Genomic DNA, 17,897 nt, shown 5'->3' with positions numbered 1-17,897 from the left:
ATAATTTTACTGGAGGTTTTATGCGTTTTAATCGATTTAGCTATTTAGCGCTACCTAGAGATACAATTATCTTTGAATTAAAAAAGTATGGATTTGATTTACCAGTCAACATCACAAATAAAAAAATGCTTGAAGCGTTTCTCATTCGTTTCTTTTTTAATTTTAAAGATAGCACCTATCCTCTATCCAGTTTAGCAGTTGATAAAGAAACTGACTTACTGACATTTTTTCAATCAGATAAAGAGTTGACTGCAGATATTTTCTATACTGTAGCCTTTCAACTTTTAGGTTTTTCTTATTTGGTTGACTTTGAAGACAGTGATGTTTTTCGTAAAGAGTCTGGATTTCCTATTGTATATGGTGACTTGATTGAAAATCTCTATCAGTTGCTCAATACTCGCACTAAAAAAGGGAACACTCTTATCGACCAACTTGTCAGTGACGGGCTAATTCCTGAGGATAATGACTATCACTACTTTAACGGCAAGATTTTGGCTACTTTTTCTAGCCATGATGTCATTCGAGAAGTCGTTTACGTTGAGTCTCGTGTCGATACTGACCGCGAAGGACTTCCAAACCTAGTCAAGGTCAGCATTATTCGTCCTCATTATGATGGAAAAATCCCTGCTATCATGACAGCTAGCCCCTACCATCAGGGAACCAATGACAAGGCTAGTGATAAGGCCCTCTACAAGATGGAGGGTGAACTTGAGGTCAAACCTGCTCACAAGATTGAGCTTGAAGAACCTCAACTCAATCTCGTCCAACCCCAAGGTCAAGCTGAGCTTGTGTCAGAAGCTGAGGAAAAGCTAACTCACATCAACGCTAGCTATACTCTCAACGACTACTTCCTTCCACGAGGTTTTGCTAATCTCTATGTCTCAGGTGTCGGTACCAAAGACTCTACTGGTTTCATGACTAATGGGGACTACCAGCAAATCGAGGCTTATAAAAATGTCATCGACTGGCTCAATGGCCGTTGCCGTGCCTTTACCGACCACACGTGCCAACGTCAAGTCAAGGCTGACTGGTCAAACGGAAAAGTAGCTACAACTGGACTTTCCTATCTAGGTACCATGTCCAATGGTCTTGCGACTACAGGTGTAGATGGTTTAGAGGTTATTATTGCCGAGGCTGGTATTTCTTCGTGGTACAACTACTACCGTGAAAACGGTCTAGTAACTAGCCCAGGTGGTTATCCAGGTGAGGACTTTGACTCCCTTGCTGAACTAACCTACTCTCGTAATCTCTTGGCTGGTGACTATATCCGTGGTAATGAGGCTCACCAAGCTGACTTAGAAAAAGTAAAAGAGCAGTTAGATCGCAAATCTGGTGACTACAATCAATTTTGGCATGATCGCAATTATCTGCTCAATGCCCATAAGGTAAAGGCAGAGGTTGTCTTTACTCATGGTTCACAGGATTGGAATGTCAAACCACTTCATGTTTACCAGATGTTTCACGCCCTTCCTGCTCATATAAACAAGCATCTCTTTTTCCATAATGGCGCCCATGTGTACATGAACAACTGGCAGTCCATTGACTTCCGTGAGTCCATGAACGCCTTATTGACAAAGAAATTACTGGGACAAGATACAGATTTCCAACTTCCTACTGTCATTTGGCAGGACAATACAGCTCCTCAGACTTGGTTATCACTTGATAACTTCGGTGAGCAAGATAACTTTGAAACCTTCCCACTTGGTCAAGAAGAGCAAGTTATTCAAAACCAGTACTCAGATAAGGATTTTGAGCGCTATGGTAAAACCTACCAGACCTTCAATACGGAACTTTATCAAGGAAAAGTCAATCAAATTACAATCGACCTTCCTGTGACCAAAGATCTTCACTTGAACGGTCGTGCTCAGCTCAATCTTCGCATCAAATCCAGCACAAACAAGGGTTTATTATCAGCCCAACTGCTAGAATTTGGACAAAAGAAATACCTACAACCTTATCCAGCTGTTTTAAGTGCTAGAACCATTGACAACGGTCGCTACCACATGTTGGAAAATCTCTGTGAATTACCATTTCGTGAAAATGAACAACGAGTCGTGAGCAAAGGCTACCTTAATTTACAGAATAGAAATGATTTACTGTTAGTCGAGGATATCAAGGCAGGTGAATGGATGGATGTTCAATTTGAACTGCAACCAACTATTTATAAGCTAAAAGAAGGAGATACTATTCGTTTAGTCCTTTATACTACTGACTTTGAAATCACCATACGTGACAATACCGCTTACTACCTGACTGTTGATCTTGAACAGTCTACACTTATCCTACCTTACTAAAAGGTATAGGCTATCAGACTTTCAATATTGAAATTTTCCAAGGAAGGATTAATTACGTGACCATTTGCCTTCCTATAATCAATAACCCCCACTTGAATAGTCTAACGAAACAGAAACTTGGTATCAAATTCAATCCAAAGAACAGATTATACTCCCCCCGCTGCTGAACCTTGGACAAATGATACTAACACCACTAACTAACATGTGTAACCCTCAATCATACACGCTACCACACCACATGTTGGATAATCTCTGTGAATGACCGTTTAGTGTAAATTCACAAAAAGCCGTGACAAAATGCTACCCTAATTGAATGATTTACTGTTAGTAGAGGACACCAATGTAGATAAACGGATAAGATAGCCTATTCATCTACACTCAACTAGTGACAAGTTAAAAGAAGGAGATTTTCTCCGTATAGTTCTTTATACTACTGACTTTGAAATCACCATACGTGACAATACCGCTTACCACTCGACTGACGATCTCGTTCAGTCCACGCTTTTCTGTACCTAGTACAAGGAGTAACATTTTATGAATAAATCAGAACACCGACACCAACTCATACGAGCTCTTGTAACGAAAAACAAGATTCATACCCAAGCTGAGCTACAAGCTCTTCTTGCTGATAACGACATTCAAGTTACACAAGCTACACTTTCGAGAGATATTAAAAGCATGAACCTCTCAAAAGTACGAGAAGAAGACAACTCTTACTACGTGCTCAATACAGGTTCTATCTCAAAATGGGAAAAACGTCTCGAAATTTACATGGAAGATGCTCTTGTCTTGATGCGCCCAGTTCAACATCAAGTCCTGCTAAAAACCCTTCCTGGACTTGCTCAATCCTTTGGTTCTATCATTGATGCTTTGAGCTTCCCCGACGCTATTGCTAGCCTCTGTGGCGATGATGTCTGTCTTGTCATCTGTGAAGATGCAGAAGCTGCTCAAAAATGCTTTGAAGAATTGAAAAAATTCGCTCCACCATTTTTCTTTGAAGAATAAGAAAATTCCGTGTCTGATGTGGCACGGAATTTTGTTATATTCTTTACTGAGATGGATTTTCTTTTTTAGTTCGTGCTAATCTCAGGGCACGATTTGGATTGAGACGATTAAATAGTTCTTCCAATTTCTTTTCATTCCAAACGTCTGCAGCAGAAACAAAATTGCCATCCGCATCTCGGAAAGATATCGGTTTATCTCCCATACCAGTCTCCTAGTCCACAAATTCAAACTCAAATTTACCAATGCGGACCAAGTCACCATCTTTAGCTCCACGCGCACGAAGGGCTTCATCAACCCCCATACCACGAAGCTGGCGAGCAAATTTCATGACTGATTCGTCACGATCAAAATTGGTCATATTAAAGAGTTTCATGAGTTTTTCACCAGAAAGCACCCATGTCGCATCGTCATCACGACTAATTTCAAAGGCTTTTTCTTCCTCATCAAAGCCATAGTAAGCTTCTTCTTCCATATCTGACTCGTCGTAAAGCAAGAATTCTGGTGTCTTGTCTAACAATTCAGCTGTAGCATCCAAAAGCGTAGCCAAACCTTGCTTGGTCAAACCAGATATTGGGAAAATAGCTGGTAACTCTTCAAATTCATCGTAGTTTTCAGCCAATTTTTTCTTGAATTCTACAAGATTTTCCTGACTTTCAGGCATGTCCATCTTATTAGCTACAATAATCTGTGGACGCTCCATCAGACGGAGATTATATGACTCCAGCTCTTTATTGATGGCAAGATAATCCTCATAAGGATCACGGCCTTCGCTAGCTGACATATCAATAATATGAAGGATGACACGTGTACGCTCGATGTGACGGAGGAACTGGGTTCCCAAACCAACACCTTGACTAGCACCTTCAATCAAACCTGGTAAATCGGCTACTGCAAAGGATTCACCTGATTGGGTACGAACCATACCTAAATTTGGCACAATAGTGGTAAAGTGGTAGGCACCAATTTTAGGCTTAGCTGAGGTGATAACACTTAAAAGTGTTGATTTCCCAACAGAGGGGAAGCCTACTAAACCAACATCTGCCAAGATTTTTAATTCCAATTGTAACTCACGTTCCTGACCTGGTTCTCCATTTTCAGAGATTTCCGGTGCAGGATTTTTTGGTGTTGCAAAGCGGATATTTCCACGACCACCACGACCACCGTGGGCTACAATAAATTCTTGCCCATGTTCAATCAAATCTGTTAAGACTTTACCAGTCTCCGCATCACGCACAGTCGTACCTTGTGGTACACGAACTCTAAGGTCCTCGGCACCACGACCATGCATCCCTTTGGTCATACCTTTATCACCAGAATCAGCCTTGAAATGGCGATTGTAGCGGAAGTCCATGAGGGTACGTAGACCTTCATCTACAACGAAGACCACATTGCCTCCGCGACCACCATCACCACCCCAAGGACCGCCATTAGGGACATATTTTTCACGGCGAAAGGCAACCATGCCATCACCACCATTACCAGCCTTGACCTTGATCTTGGCTGTGTCTAAAAACATACTCATTTTTTCTTCTCACTTTAAAAAAGGGCTGGGAAATCCCAGTCACAAAATTTTCTTAAATCTATTTTATAGATTACTGAGGGCACTAATTGCAGTTGCAAAAATACCAAATATACTCGCTAAAAGCATAATAACCACGATGATTAAAGTTAATTTCTCAAACAAGGTTTTTTTACGATTTCCATTATCTCCAAATGCCATTTTTCTCTCCTTCGTTACATTCTATTTTCTATTATCTTAGCATGAATTTAGCTAGTTTTCAATAGTCAGTTGATACCGGTGCAATAATCCATAAAATGATATAAGCTACAATTCCTGCCCCATAACAAAATGCAAGAACACCCCATATTACACGAACAATAGTCGGATCAATATCAAAATAATTTGCGACCCCAGCACATACTCCAGCAATTTTTTGATCACTACCACTTCTCATCAATTGTTTTTTCATAGCTATTCCTCTTTCTATTCTTCATGGTCTTTCCAATAATCTCTGATGCTGATTAACTGTGTTTTTGAAGCCCTCAGCATTCGTCTAGAGCCTTTTACAGGCACAGCAACCACCTGTTGCGGTAAATACAAAACTGTCTTAAAGATACGCTGGCTGACCGTATCATCTTTTGCTAAATCTTTCTGGAAGTTATTTGAAATAATGGCATCCAGATAAAACTCATGCACCCGTTTTCCAAAATTCTCAGCTGAAATCTCGTACAATTTCACTGATAAGGTATGCTCATTCATGTCTGGCGTTGCAATCAGGGCTTCTAAAATGGCCCCAGCCAAATTATGTTCACTGTAATACAAGGTTCCAAACATTTTATCACTGATTAAGTTGTCCAGATAAGGATTTCCATGTGCAATGACAGGTGTTCCACTGGCTAAGCTTTCCAAGTATGTCAAACCTTGCGTTTCACTTGTCGATGCCGAGATGAAGAAATTTGCCGCCTTATAGTAAAGAGCGGTCTCACTAGGAGCAATCATCCCTGTAAAGACAACTGAGTCTTGAATCTCTAGTTTCTGGGCTTGCTCTTTAAGATCATCCAGATAAGGACCATCCCCAGCTACCACCAGCTTGACCTTGTCTTCTTCTTTCAGAACTTCTGCAAAAGCTGCAAGTACTGCTTGAATATTTTTTTCATAGGAAATTCTGGAAAGACTAAGCAACATCTTTTCATCATCTTGAACCCCCAGTTTACTACGCAGTTCTATCAAATTTTCCTGCTTTATTTCCGGACGCTCAAACTTGGCTAATTCAATCCCAGTAGGAATGACCCGCTTTTCAACCTTGACTTTATAGTCAGATAGCAAGTCACGGACAATCTCACTCGGACAAATAACCCCATCCACATCGTGCAGGAAACCTCTGACTAAGTACTTGACCATACTCGGACGAATCAACATCCCCTTAGCAATATAATGAACATAGTCTTCGTACTGGGTGTGATAAGTATGGATGACTGGAATTTCCAATTCACGCGCAATCCAAATCCCCAACAGGCCAAGAGAAAATTCTGTCTGAGTGTGGATAATATCAAGTTGATATTGTTTAGCAATTTCAAGAGCCTTGCTAAAACCTCGATAGGCAAAGCGGCGATCCTTAAAAGCAAAGAAAGGAACACTTGGTATGCGGATAATTTGCCAATCTTCGTAGCGATTGACATCCTTATCTGTCGTTGTAAAGATAAAAACAGCATGCCCCTGCTTTTCAAGTTCTGTTTTCAAGGTTCGAATACTGGTCGCAACACCAGAAACCTGAGGAAAATAGGTATCTGTAAATAAACCAATTCGCATAGATTACCTCACTTTTTACTTTCTCCCTAAAGCGGCTTGTTTCTCATAAAAGTCTAACCAGATTTGTAACAGATGCTCTTCTGAATACTCCCTAGAAATATTCTTAGCTTTTTCTTTGAGTTCTTTTAAGGCAGCAGGATTTGCTTGATATTCCAAAATAGCTTCTTTCATCTCTTCTCTATCTGCTGTCGCCCGATAATTTCCCTCTAAAATCACCTTATAAAGATCCAAATCACGTAACATGATAGGAGCCTCACAACTAGCAGCCTCTAAAATCGTCATAGGAAAGAGCTCATTGTAACTAGGCAACAAGAAAAGATCCGCTAGGGCATACAATTCGCGCATCCGTTCTGGCGGCACAATACCTGGAAACATCAAATTTTTGGGTGGATTATCCATCATTTTCTTGTAGCGTTCATAACCATCTGTCATACCACCAAAAGAGAAACCACCAGCCCAGATAAAGGTAATCTGAGGCAATTCCTCAGCCAGACGGATAAAGTCATCAATCCCTTTACGTTTCTGAACTTGACCAGCACCTACTACGATAAACTGATTGTCACTAAGACCTAGCTCTGTTCGCAGTCTAGCTATCTCGTCTTGTGGAAGGGGATGCCATTTTTCCTTATTGACAAAGTTAGGAATATAAGTCACTTTTTCACGTGGAATACCAGCTGCCACCAAATCCTCAATAAACATCGGATTGACCACAACCAAGTGCTCCATCCGGTTGTAAAAAGAAAATACATATCGTTTCACAATTCCCTTTAAGAAAAATGGAATTTTCAAACTCCCCTCAAGTGTATCAGGTAAGAAATGCACATAGCCAATTTTCCTTCCTGAGCGTTTCTTTTGGAAGGTTGATAAATAATAGGGGAAATCAATCGTATGAAAGTGAGTCACATCTGCCTCTATTGGAAGATTTTCTGTAACAATCAATTGGTCCTTGGCATCACGGTGAAGAAGACGAACTAATTCACGGTAGGCACCTGAAACTCCTTGTCCTGCTACTTTCTCACTTGAACTTAACATATTGATGCGTAATTTCTTTTTTTCCATAACTACTATTATATCATTTTCTTTGAATAAAATCAGCAAAAGAAAGGAGAGACTAGGGAAAAGAGGGGAAATTTCCTCGCTTTTCCAATAATCTCTCACATACTTTTATTTGTTTACTTAATGCCTAGGGCAATGCGTGCATAGCGACTCATTTTTTCAACAGTCCAGGCTGGATACCAGACTAATTTAACCTCAGTATTCGTTACTTCTGGCACCTCTGTCATGGCATCATAAATCTGATCCGTCAAAAGGTCTGCTAGGGGACAACCCATAGTTGTCAAAGTCATATCAATCTCTGTTTGTCCTGTGTCGCCGTCAAAACGAATCTCATAAATCAAACCAAGATTGACAATATCGATTCCCAACTCAGGGTCAATAACTTCTTCCAAGGCTGATAAAATTCGTGTTTTGATGTTTTCAATTTGCTCTTCTGTATAAGCCATATTCATCCTCACTCTTAGTCTTCAATAAAATCACGAAGCGGTTTGCTGCGACTTGGTTGGCGTAGTTTTCTCAAAGCTTTAGCTTCAATCTGACGGATACGTTCGCGAGTCACGTTAAAGACTTTACCCACATCTTCAAGGGTACGCATTTTCCCATCATCTAGCCCAAAACGTAGACGCAAAACATTTTCTTCACGGTCTGTAAGAGTATCCAAGACCTCATCCAACTGCTCACGCAAGACGATACGAGTTGTATAATCCACTGGATTTTCAATCACTTCATCTTCGATAAAGTCCCCAAGGTGGCTATCATCCTCTTCACCGATTGGTGTTTCAAGGGATACCGGTTCTTGAGCAATCTTCAAGATTTCACGAACCTTATCAGGTGTCATATCCATACGTTCAGCGATTTGTTCTGGTGTTGGATCTTGTCCCAATTCTTGAAGAAGGTTACGTTGTTCACGAACAAGCTTGTTAATCGTTTCAACCATGTGAACTGGGATACGGATAGTACGAGCTTGATCCGCAATAGCACGAGTGATAGCCTGACGAATCCACCAAGTTGCGTAAGTTGAGAACTTGAACCCTTTAGAATAATCAAACTTGTCAACCGCCTTCATCAAGCCCATGTTCCCTTCTTGAATCAAGTCAAGGAACTGCATACCACGACCGACATAGCGTTTAGCAATAGAAACAACCAAACGAAGGTTGGCTTCCGCAAGACGTTGTTTGGCTTCGATATCACCAGCTTCAACTGCTAGTGCCAATTCTTTTTCCTCTTCATTGGTCAAAAGAGGAACGACCCCGATTTCTTTCAAGTACATACGGACAGGGTCATTGACCTTAGCCGAAGTTGAACCAATCAAATCCTCATCGCTGAGTTCTGGTTCTTCTTCAGTGCTAAGAACACGCGCACTCGGATTTCCTTCGTTATCTGTGATAGAAATCCCTGCATCCTGAATTCGTTGCAAGAGGTCTTCAATCCCATCAGCATCCAAGGTAAAAGGAATCACCAGACTAGCATTGATTTCATCATCAGTTGCTGTCCCTTTTTGTTTATGATTACGGATAAATTCTGCTACTTGTACGTCAAATGTTGTTACTTCTTTTTGTTTTGTTGCCATTATTACTCCATTCTTCTCTTTTGGGAAATTAAACGTTCCAATTCTTCTAAGGCTGTGTCTGTATCTCCTACATGGCTAGCTTCCTGCACCTTCTTTTTGATTCTCATATTGTCCTGATTCAAGAGAGCCTTGTTTCGAGTCATCTCTACTTCACTTAATTCCTGCGGAGACATCTCAGCAGGCAAATCCTGAGCTAAGACTTGGTACCAAGCTCTTTCAACTTCCTCTGTCTGTTCTGCTAGAACTTCTGGAGGAAGATTGCCATACTGGCCAAGCAAGTCATATAAAACCTGAAATTCAGGAGTGTCAAATGCAAAATCTTCTCGCAAACGGTAATCGTTCAAAACAAGAGGGGATTCCATCATTCGATAAAGTAGATGGGCTTCTGCCCTCATAATAGCCGATAACTGCTTGGTAACAGGCATGGTGATTGGCGTCGGTCTGGAAATTCCTTCCATGCGATTCTGCCTTTGTGCCTGACGGCTCTCATTCACAATCTGCTCAATCTGGGCATAATCAAAAGACGCCAGACTATCAGCTAAAATATGAATATAGCTGTTTTGAGCAGTGATAGACTTTTCTTGAACAATCAAGGGAGCTATTTTTTCAATAAACTCAATCTGGGCCTGCAGATTTTCACTATTTTCAGGCTTGTACTGGTGAATGTAAAACTCAATCGGACTAATACGAGTTTTCGTTAATAGATAGGCCAAGTCTTCTGGACCATTTTTTTGTAGATACTCATCTGGATCCAAGTTATCAGGCATGCTGACGATCTGCACAGGCATATCGCCAATTTCATCCAAGGCTTTCAATGTCGCCGCTTGCCCAGCCTTATCACCATCGTAAACTAGAACCAACTTCTTAGTTAACCTTTTCAGATGCTCAACATGATCACGACTCAAGGCCGTTCCCATAGACGCCACAGCATTTTCGATTCCAGCCCGATAGGCTGCAATGACATCCATGAATCCTTCCATGAGGTAAATCTCACTGGCTTTACCAGAAGATTTTTTTGCCCTATCCATATGATATAATTCGTAACTTTTGTTAAAAATTGCAGTCGATCGGCTATTTTTATACTTAGAAGTTTGTGAATCCGTTTTCTGCCAGATACGACCTGAGAAGGCAATGACCTTTCCCTGATCATTTGTCAGGGGAAACATAATCCGATTGTGAAAGGTGTCTACAAATTGATTGGCATCCGAGAGGTAAAATAATCCTGAATCTAGAAAATCCTCTTCACGATACTGACCAGACAAACGTTGATAGAGATAGTTTCGTTCTGGAGGTGCCAAACCAATCCGAAAATGCTTGAGCACTTCATCTGTCAAACCACGCTGATAAAGATAGTTTCTGGCCTCCTCCCCCATGGTCGTTGTCATGAGAATGGCATGATAAAATTTAGCCGCATCTTCGTGCATATCATAAAGAGCTTGGTGGGGCGAAGCTGGCTTCTGCTCACTATAAAGCGGTTTTTCCACCTCTATCCCAACACGCTGACCTAAAATTTGGACAGCCTCCATAAAGGGAACTCCTTGATACTCCTCGATGAACTTAAAGACATCACCTGAGCGACCACAACCAAAACAGTGATAAAACTGCTTGTCCTCTACAACGTTGAAAGAAGGTGTTTTTTCACCATGAAAAGGACAGAGCCCTAGATAGTTCCGTCCTGCCTTTTGTAAAGAAATCACATCTCCTATGACTTCCACAATGTTGGCATTGTTTTTGATTTCTTCAATGACTTGTTTGTCAACCATACACAATACCTCCATGTTATCATAGTTTACTTTATATAGTATACTTTATTTCAGAAAAAAAGTAAACCATTTCACTCGTTTTCCCTACTTTATTCAAAGAGTTGATAATAATCAGAGATTTTCATTTTTGCTTTTTCTTCTTGCTTCAAATCTTGGATAATTCGTCCTTCTTTCATGACAATTAAACGATTGCCATATTTGAGAGCATCTTCCATATGATGAGTAATCATAAGCGCTGTCAACTTGTCCTTCTTGACAAATTCGTCTGTCAATTCCATGAGTGCCACACTAGTCTTTGGATCAAGGGCCGCAGTATGCTCGTCCAACAAGAGTAATTCAGGACGCTTCAAGGTTGCCATCAAGAGGCTCAAGGCCTGTCTTTGTCCACCTGATAAGAACTCAATCGGTGTATTCAAGTGTTTCTCAAGACCGTTTCCCACTTTTTCAATAGTTGCCTGAAACTCATCCTTATAGCTAGTCAAGCGTCGTGGAAATAGTCCACGCTTTTCACCACGAAATTTGGCAATCAAGAGATTCTCTGCCACTGTCATACGAGGAGCTGTCCCCATCTTGGGATCTTGGAAGACTCGAGACAGATACTTAGCCCGCTTCTCTGGTGAAAACTTGGTTACATCTTCACCCAAAATACGAATTGTCCCACTGGTTAGTGACAAGGTTCCTGCAATGGTGTTAAAGAGGGTCGATTTCCCAGCACCATTTCCACCTAAAATCGTGATAAAGTCCTGTTCAAAAATTTCTAAGGAAACATCATTTAAAATAATCTTTTCTTCATCAAAGCCATTTTTAACAACTTTGGTTGCATTTTTTAATTCTACAATTGCTGTCATTTGCTTAACTTGGCTCCTTTCAAGATTGTTTGCTTAAATGTTGGAATCATGAGGCAGACTGCTAAGATCAAGGCACTGTATAAACGAAGGTAACTTGTATTAAAACCAAGAGCGATAACCGCCCACACTAAGAATTGATAAGCGATAGAACCTACAACGATGGCAACCAGACGCTCTGCCAAGCTCAAACTCTTGAAGATAACTTCTCCAATAATCAAACTTGCAAGACCTACAACGATAACCCCGATTCCTCGAGATACATCAGCATACCCTTCTTGCTGGGCAATGAGAGCCCCTGCAAGGGCAATCACACCATTTGATAAGACCAATCCCATGAGCTCCATGCGTCCAGTATGAATCCCGAAACTTCTAGCCATATCAGGATTATCACCTGTAGCAATATAGGCTTGTCCGAGTTTAGTGTCCAAGAAAAAGAGCATGAGAGCAATGACAAGACTTACAAAGATGAGACCTGTCAAGAGTTGATTCAAATCTGAATCAAAAGGCAAAACATCCTGTATTTGCTTGGTTCCAAGCAGGCCTAAATTCGCACGTCCCATAATCAAGAGCATGATAGAGTGACAGGAAGTCATCACCAAAATCCCTGAGAGCAAAGTTGGGATCTTCCCTTTTGTATAAAGAAGTCCTGCTGCCATACCAGCCAAACAACCTGCTACAACAGCAACAAGTGTCGCTAAAAAGGGATTCACGCCCCTTGTTATCAAAGTGACAGCAACAGCTCCCCCAAGAGGGAAGGAACCTTCTGCCGTCATATCTGGAAAGTTCAAAATCCTAAATGTCATAAAGATTCCCAGACCTAGAATAGCCCAGACAAATCCTTGAGAAATAATAGATAATATCATCTGTTTCTTAACCTTTTCTATATGATTTCTATTGTAAAAAATTGGAGGAGATGTCCCCAACTCCTCCATTCTAGATTATTCAATCACTTGTCCTGCTTCTTTTAGAACAGATTCAGGAATCGTAATACCTAATTCTTGTGCCAATTTTTTGTTAATTACTGACTTACCAGTTGAAAATACATTGACTGGAGTATCAGCTGGTTTTGCACCTTTCAAAACTTGTGCAATCATTTTACCTGTTGCCACACCGAGATCATGTTGATCAACTACAACGGATGCCAAACCACCTGCTTCTACCATGGCAGTTGCGCTTGGGTAGATTGGTTTTTTAGCTGATTGGTTGCTTGATACAACAGTTGAGAAGGCTGAAGCAATAGTGTTATCGATTGGAACCCAGATAGCATCAACCTTGCTAGTCATAACGTTAACTGTTGAAGCAATTTCATTTGTTGAAGGAACTGCAAATGTTTCTACTGTCAAACCTGCTTTTTCAGCATAAGCCTTAAATTCTTCTACCTGAGTTTTTGAATTGTCTTCGCTGCTTGAGTAAAGAGCTCCGATTGTTTTCACATTTGGTGTCAAAGCCTTGATGAGTTCAACTTGTTGTTGAGCTGGATTGTGGTCAGACACCCCTGTAATGTTGCCACCTGGTTTTTTCAAATCTTTGACCAAGTTAGCACCAATTGGGTCTGTAATAGCAGCCATGATAACCGGTAGGTCTTTTGTGGCACTAGCCAAACCTTGAGCAGCTGGTGTCGCAATACCAACCACAAGGTCATTCCCATTTGCGACCAGTTGTTTACTCATTGTCGCAACCTTACTTTGATCACCTTCTGAGTTCATAAAATCGATTTTAACTTGGTCATCTTTATAACCTTCTTCTGCAAGGCCATCTTGAATCCCTTTATAAATCAAATCAAGAGATGGATGGCTAACAAACTGAAGAACACCAACTTTGGCAACTTTCTTCTCATTCTTAGCTTCTGGTTTATTCATTGAAGAGTAAATTAAGCTTCCTGCTACTAAGACTGCTAATGCAGCGATAATTCCAATTAAACGTTTATTTTTCATTCTATTTCTCCTTTTTATTCCTTTAAAATACTTCACTTATCTAATACTCTTCGAAAATCTCTTCAAACCACGTCAGCGTCGCCTTACCGTAGGTATATGATACTGACTCTGTCAGTTCTATCCACAACCTCAAAACAGTGTTTTGAGCAGCTTGCGACTAGCTTCCTAGTTTGCTTTTTGATTTTCATTGAGTATAAACAAGCGACGCCATCGTTTTCTTTCCATACTAACCTCCATCAAAAAAGTCCTCACACAAAAAACTTGTGTGAGGACGTCGATGCGCGGTACCACCTCAATTATAGGGAATTTCCCTATCGCTCTGTCTCGCAATAACGAGATGCACTGTAAGGTGTGCTCACCGAATTTTTATGATTTCAAATTCTAAATAACATTCAGCCCAATTTTCATCATCATCACTTATCTGTTTTCAGCTACCACAGACTCTCTAAAAAGTTTGAATGATTACTTTTCTGAATGGTTAAATTATATCATTTTTCAACTACTTGTCAAGACTCTTTTAGCATTTTTTTGAAAGATTCAAAAACTTCCCCTATAGAAAAGAGGAAGTTTGAAAGACATCAGCCCGAATTACGCAATCCTGTCGCAATTCCGTTGATGGTTGTATGGATTAATTTTTCTTGGTCGCTAGATAATTCTCCTCGGCGTTGACGTTTAATCAACTCCAACTGGATATAGTTAAGGATATTAAAGTAAGGCATACGATAATCCAAACTTGCTTTTAGATATGGATTTTCAGCCAAGAGTTCATCATATCCTTCAATAGCCAAGATGACTTCCTTGGTAACTTGCCATTCGTTTAAAATAGTCTCATAGATTGCTTTTACTTCTTCATCTTCACAAAGTTTGGCATATTCAAAAGCAATATTCATATTTGATTTTGACAAGACCATATCAACATTTGAAAGAAGCGATTGGAAGAAAGGCCAGTTTTGGTACATATCTCGTAAGATAGCGATATTCTCTGGATTTTTATCGATAAATTCCTTGAAGCTTGAACCAACCCCATACCAGCCAGGGAACATGACGCGACTTTGCGACCATGAGAATACCCAAGGGATAGCTCGCAAACCACCGATTTCAGTAATAGTCTTACGAGCGGCTGGACGAGAACCAATATTAAAGCTTGAAATTGCCTTGATTGGACTTGACTCGAAGAAATAATCATAGAAATGATCATTACCAAAGACCAAATCACGGTAGATATCGTAACTACGGTCCACCACTTGGTCCATAATAGCTTCATAACGATTTGAGGTATTGGTATCACTCTTCTTCTGAGTAATCATACGGTTAATGGCTGCAGATACTAACATTTCAAGGTTATAGTAAGCTGCGTCTTTGTTTCCGTATTTATTCCCAATTACTTCCCCCTGCTCTGTCAAACGGATACGATCCTTGATAGACTTGAGCGGTTGAGATGTAATGGCTTCATAGGTTGGTCCACCACCACGACCGACAGTCCCACCACGGCCGTGGAAGAAGGTAACCTTAACGCCGAATTCATCTCCAATAGCAGTCAATTGTTGTTGAGCCTTGTAGAGGGTCCAACATGATGATAGGTAGCCACCATCTTTATTACTATCAGAGTAGCCAAGCATGATTTCTTGGTAGTTATTACGTGAAGCAATCCATTTTTTAGCAAGAGGAAGAGAAAGGTATTCTCTCATGGTTTCTTCTGAGTGGTCCAAGTCCTCAATTGTTTCAAAGAGAGGAACAATTTGGACACGGGCTCTTTCTTTATCAACTAACCCTACTTCTTTTAGCAAGATAGCCAATTCCAACATGTCTGATACGCTGGTTGCATGTGAAATGATTGTCTGACGAATGACATCATCTCCCAACTTATCTTTCAACTTACGAGCAGCCTTAAAGATTGCTAATTCTTTTTCAAGTAACTCTGATTTTTCAACATGAGTGGCAGAAAGAATACGTGGATCTTCTTCCAATTCTTTCAAGAGAAGCTGGCATTTTTCTTCTTCACTTAGTTCGCTATAATGAGAATGAATACCTGCTGATTTCAAGAGTTCAGCCACACAGGCTTCATGAACACTAGAATCTTGACGCATGTCAATAGATGCCAAATAGAAACCAAAAATTTCAACTGCCTGGATCAACTCAACAAAATCACCAGAAATCAGTGCTTCACCCTTGTTTTCCAAGAGGGAATCACGAATGGTAATTAAATCCTTATAAAAATCATTAGCTGTTTCATAGCGAGCTCCAACTTCCTTATCCTCAATCAAATAAGCTTTTGTCGCTTGGATTTTTGATTGAATATCAAACAAGGCACGACGGTATAGCTCTTTTTCACGATAAATAGAATTATCCTTAGACTGACGAGCCATTTCTCTGACTTGCTTGCTCACATTGACAATACTGGTTGAGAGAGAGAACTCACGATAAAGTTGGTAAATTTTTTCATCATAGTAGTTCATGATGACTTCACACTGAGTCATAGCAGATTGTTTCAAGGTATCTGCTGTAACAAAAGGATTCCCATCACGGTCTCCACCAATCCACATACCCATGGTAATTGGTTTTGGATGTTTCAACTCCAAGCCATGTTTTTTAGCCAGACGTTTGTACTCAGCAGTCAAATGAGGAACTGCCTTCAGGAATGAACTATTGTAGTATTCCATAACATTCGTGATTTCATTGGTTACTTTCAATTTCTTTTCACGAATCATGTCTGTTTGCATGATAATCTCAATATAACGACGGAGATCATTATGCCATTTTTCCTTATTAATCAAGCCTAATTTTACATCACGATACTTACGCAAGAGGGTATGGATATGATTGGTCAAATCCAACATACTCTTACGTTGCACTTGTGTTGGATGGGCAGTCAAAACAGGGACAACATTCAAATGTTCTAGAATTTCAACTGCATTTTCTTTTTCTGCAACCATTTTGATAGTTGCTGACAATTTACCAAGATAATCTTGATCAATATTATTTTGGTGGTTGATTTCATAAGCCAAATCCACGTCTTCTGAAATATTAATCAAAAGGGGCAAGATAGAGAAATAGCGTGAAATATAAGCCATTTCATCATTTGTCAGACTAGTAACCAATTGGTTCAAGCCTTGATAATCTTCTTGAGTTGACAATTCTTTCAACTGCATGATTTTTTCAAAAGTCTCTGGGGCAAGCATATTTTTAGTGATATCTTCTAACAATTCTGTTAAAATCAATACTTCTTCTTGCACGACAGCTTTATTACTATAGTTTTCTAATTTTTGAAGAGACATAAACAATCCTTTCTTCAGTATGTTCTACATATAATTATAGGAATTTTTTTCTAATTCTCTATAAATTTTTGAACGTTTTTCACAAGCATCAATATTTAAGACAAAGGCAATAGCTACAGATAAGACTAAGAGACTATTTCCACCTTGAGAAAGGAATGGAAAAGTAACACCTGTTGAGGGAATAAGACCAGAAATTCCACCAATATTAACAAATACCTGCACTAATATCATTCCACCAACACCAAGAGCAAACATGGAATTAAATGGATTTTCTGCTTTGATTCCAACTAGAATAATCCGTAAAATAAGGAAAAAGACAAGTGCTAAAATCAGGCTGGCTCCCACAAATCCAAACTCTTCAATGACAATTGAAAACACAAAGTCAGTATGCGCTTCAGGTAAATAGCCACGTTTCTCAATTGAATTACCTAATCCTAATCCAAACCAGCCTCCATTTACTATAGCATAGTAAGAATTTGCAAGCTGATGCCCTGCATCTGCTAAATCATTAAAAGGATTAAAGAAAGCACTGAATCGCTTAGCTACATAGCCAAATACAGGAATTCGAGAAAACTTATCTACACCTATAAAATAAATACTATATAAAAGTAAAGTAGAACCACTTACCAAAAAACCTAGAAAAATGATAAACCATCGATAAGCAATTCCACTAACCGTATACATAATTAAAGCGACTAAAACTAAGATAGTTGCATTACCTAAATCAGGGAAAATTCCTAAGCTTCCAATTAAAATCAAGATAACAAATCGCCAATCATTAAAAGCTCGGGGAAACCATCGATTTTGAGTCAAAACTTGAAAATCATAAATCTTAATAGCTT

At 39.8% G+C, this 17,897-nt stretch carries 16 protein-coding genes and 1 other annotated feature; of the genes, 2 read left to right on the top strand and 14 right to left on the bottom strand.

What is annotated here, in order from left to right; all coding sequences use genetic code 11:
- The first annotated feature begins 20 nt into the window (after positions 1-20).
- Together D8837_RS05855 and D8837_RS05850 are read left to right on the top strand one after the other, a co-directional pair.
- Positions 21-2,294, top strand: a complete 2,274-nt coding sequence (locus D8837_RS05855; protein ID WP_125456484.1) for a Xaa-Pro dipeptidyl-peptidase — start codon at positions 21-23, stop codon at positions 2,292-2,294.
- A 534-nt stretch (positions 2,295-2,828) separates the two neighbouring features.
- On the top strand, positions 2,829-3,299 hold the full coding sequence (locus D8837_RS05850; RefSeq protein ID WP_001043024.1) for an arginine repressor: 471 nt from the start codon (positions 2,829-2,831) through the stop codon (positions 3,297-3,299).
- Positions 3,300-3,342: 43 nt separating this feature from the next.
- On the opposite strand, the gene D8837_RS05845 is transcribed toward D8837_RS05850, so the two are convergent.
- The 14 genes from D8837_RS05845 to D8837_RS05775 all read right to left on the bottom strand — a co-directional run.
- On the bottom strand, positions 3,343-3,501 hold the full coding sequence (locus D8837_RS05845; RefSeq protein WP_001808548.1) for a hypothetical protein: 159 nt from the start codon (positions 3,499-3,501) through the stop codon (positions 3,343-3,345).
- A gap of 9 nt (positions 3,502-3,510) precedes the next feature.
- The gene (gene obgE / locus D8837_RS05840) at positions 3,511-4,821 is read right to left on the bottom strand and encodes a GTPase ObgE (RefSeq protein WP_125456483.1); all 1,311 of its coding nucleotides are present in this window, start codon (positions 4,819-4,821) and stop codon (positions 3,511-3,513) included.
- Positions 4,822-4,884: 63 nt separating this feature from the next.
- Positions 4,885-5,019 carry a DUF4044 domain-containing protein gene (locus D8837_RS05835; protein ID WP_125456482.1) on the bottom strand — a complete coding sequence of 45 codons (135 nt, stop codon included), beginning with the start codon at positions 5,017-5,019 and terminating at the stop codon, positions 4,885-4,887.
- A 58-nt stretch (positions 5,020-5,077) separates the two neighbouring features.
- Positions 5,078-5,269: a PspC domain-containing protein gene (locus D8837_RS05830; RefSeq protein ID WP_185755677.1), complete on the bottom strand. Its 192-nt coding sequence runs from the start codon at positions 5,267-5,269 to the stop codon at positions 5,078-5,080.
- Between the two features lie 14 nt (positions 5,270-5,283).
- On the bottom strand, positions 5,284-6,609 hold the full coding sequence (locus D8837_RS05825; RefSeq protein ID WP_125456481.1) for a glycosyltransferase family 4 protein: 1,326 nt from the start codon (positions 6,607-6,609) through the stop codon (positions 5,284-5,286).
- Between the two features lie 15 nt (positions 6,610-6,624).
- Positions 6,625-7,668, bottom strand: a complete 1,044-nt coding sequence (gene cpoA / locus D8837_RS05820; protein ID WP_185755676.1) for an alpha-galactosylglucosyldiacylglycerol synthase — start codon at positions 7,666-7,668, stop codon at positions 6,625-6,627.
- A 113-nt stretch (positions 7,669-7,781) separates the two neighbouring features.
- Positions 7,782-8,111, bottom strand: coding sequence for a metal-sulfur cluster assembly factor (locus D8837_RS05815; RefSeq protein ID WP_125456480.1), 330 nt, complete (start codon positions 8,109-8,111; stop codon positions 7,782-7,784).
- 14 nt (positions 8,112-8,125) lie between these two features.
- Entirely contained in the window at positions 8,126-9,235 is a 1,110-nt protein-coding gene (rpoD, locus tag D8837_RS05810; protein ID WP_000201903.1) for an RNA polymerase sigma factor RpoD, read from the bottom strand.
- Positions 9,236-9,237: 2 nt separating this feature from the next.
- Positions 9,238-10,998, bottom strand: coding sequence for a DNA primase (gene dnaG / locus D8837_RS05805; protein WP_125456479.1), 1,761 nt, complete (start codon positions 10,996-10,998; stop codon positions 9,238-9,240).
- Between the two features lie 89 nt (positions 10,999-11,087).
- Positions 11,088-11,846: an ABC transporter ATP-binding protein gene (locus D8837_RS05800; protein ID WP_125456478.1), complete on the bottom strand. Its 759-nt coding sequence runs from the start codon at positions 11,844-11,846 to the stop codon at positions 11,088-11,090.
- Positions 11,843-12,709 carry an ABC transporter permease gene (locus D8837_RS05795; RefSeq protein WP_125456477.1) on the bottom strand — a complete coding sequence of 289 codons (867 nt, stop codon included), beginning with the start codon at positions 12,707-12,709 and terminating at the stop codon, positions 11,843-11,845. The genes D8837_RS05800 and D8837_RS05795 overlap by 4 nt, the downstream gene beginning before the upstream one ends.
- A gap of 75 nt (positions 12,710-12,784) precedes the next feature.
- Entirely contained in the window at positions 12,785-13,780 is a 996-nt protein-coding gene (gene trpX, locus D8837_RS05790; RefSeq protein WP_000792150.1) for a tryptophan ABC transporter substrate-binding protein, read from the bottom strand.
- 264 nt (positions 13,781-14,044) lie between these two features.
- Positions 14,045-14,262, bottom strand: a binding site (T-box leader).
- Between the two features lie 96 nt (positions 14,263-14,358).
- Positions 14,359-17,055: a phosphoenolpyruvate carboxylase gene (gene ppc, locus D8837_RS05780; protein WP_049491794.1), complete on the bottom strand. Its 2,697-nt coding sequence runs from the start codon at positions 17,053-17,055 to the stop codon at positions 14,359-14,361.
- 24 nt (positions 17,056-17,079) lie between these two features.
- Positions 17,080-17,897, bottom strand: an 818-nt coding sequence (locus D8837_RS05775; protein ID WP_142998996.1) for an FtsW/RodA/SpoVE family cell cycle protein, incomplete at its 5' end; no start/stop codon positions are given.

Source organism: Streptococcus mitis (assembly GCF_003942965.1).
Lineage (GTDB): Bacteria > Bacillota > Bacilli > Lactobacillales > Streptococcaceae > Streptococcus > Streptococcus mitis_BH.
Note: the sequence above shows the minus strand (reverse complement) of the source record. Positions and strands in the feature narration are given on the sequence as shown.

Excerpts from the sequence above, each read along its gene's own strand:
- D8837_RS05855 (WP_125456484.1), top strand. The coding sequence starts at position 21 with ATGCGTTTTAATCGATTTAGCTATTTAGCGCTACCTAGAGATACAATT.
- D8837_RS05850 (WP_001043024.1), top strand. The coding sequence starts at position 2,829 with ATGAATAAATCAGAACACCGACACCAACTCATACGAGCTCTTGTAACG.
- D8837_RS05845 (WP_001808548.1), bottom strand. The coding sequence starts at position 3,501 with ATGGGAGATAAACCGATATCTTTCCGAGATGCGGATGGCAATTTTGTT.
- obgE (WP_125456483.1), bottom strand. The coding sequence starts at position 4,821 with ATGAGTATGTTTTTAGACACAGCCAAGATCAAGGTCAAGGCTGGTAAT.
- D8837_RS05835 (WP_125456482.1), bottom strand. The coding sequence starts at position 5,019 with ATGGCATTTGGAGATAATGGAAATCGTAAAAAAACCTTGTTTGAGAAA.
- D8837_RS05830 (WP_185755677.1), bottom strand. The coding sequence starts at position 5,269 with ATGAAAAAACAATTGATGAGAAGTGGTAGTGATCAAAAAATTGCTGGA.
- D8837_RS05825 (WP_125456481.1), bottom strand. The coding sequence starts at position 6,609 with ATGCGAATTGGTTTATTTACAGATACCTATTTTCCTCAGGTTTCTGGT.
- cpoA (WP_185755676.1), bottom strand. The coding sequence starts at position 7,668 with ATGGAAAAAAAGAAATTACGCATCAATATGTTAAGTTCAAGTGAGAAA.
- D8837_RS05815 (WP_125456480.1), bottom strand. The coding sequence starts at position 8,111 with ATGGCTTATACAGAAGAGCAAATTGAAAACATCAAAACACGAATTTTA.
- rpoD (WP_000201903.1), bottom strand. The coding sequence starts at position 9,235 with ATGGCAACAAAACAAAAAGAAGTAACAACATTTGACGTACAAGTAGCA.
- dnaG (WP_125456479.1), bottom strand. The coding sequence starts at position 10,998 with ATGGTTGACAAACAAGTCATTGAAGAAATCAAAAACAATGCCAACATT.
- D8837_RS05800 (WP_125456478.1), bottom strand. The coding sequence starts at position 11,846 with ATGACAGCAATTGTAGAATTAAAAAATGCAACCAAAGTTGTTAAAAAT.
- D8837_RS05795 (WP_125456477.1), bottom strand. The coding sequence starts at position 12,709 with ATGATATTATCTATTATTTCTCAAGGATTTGTCTGGGCTATTCTAGGT.
- trpX (WP_000792150.1), bottom strand. The coding sequence starts at position 13,780 with ATGAAAAATAAACGTTTAATTGGAATTATCGCTGCATTAGCAGTCTTA.
- ppc (WP_049491794.1), bottom strand. The coding sequence starts at position 17,055 with ATGTCTCTTCAAAAATTAGAAAACTATAGTAATAAAGCTGTCGTGCAA.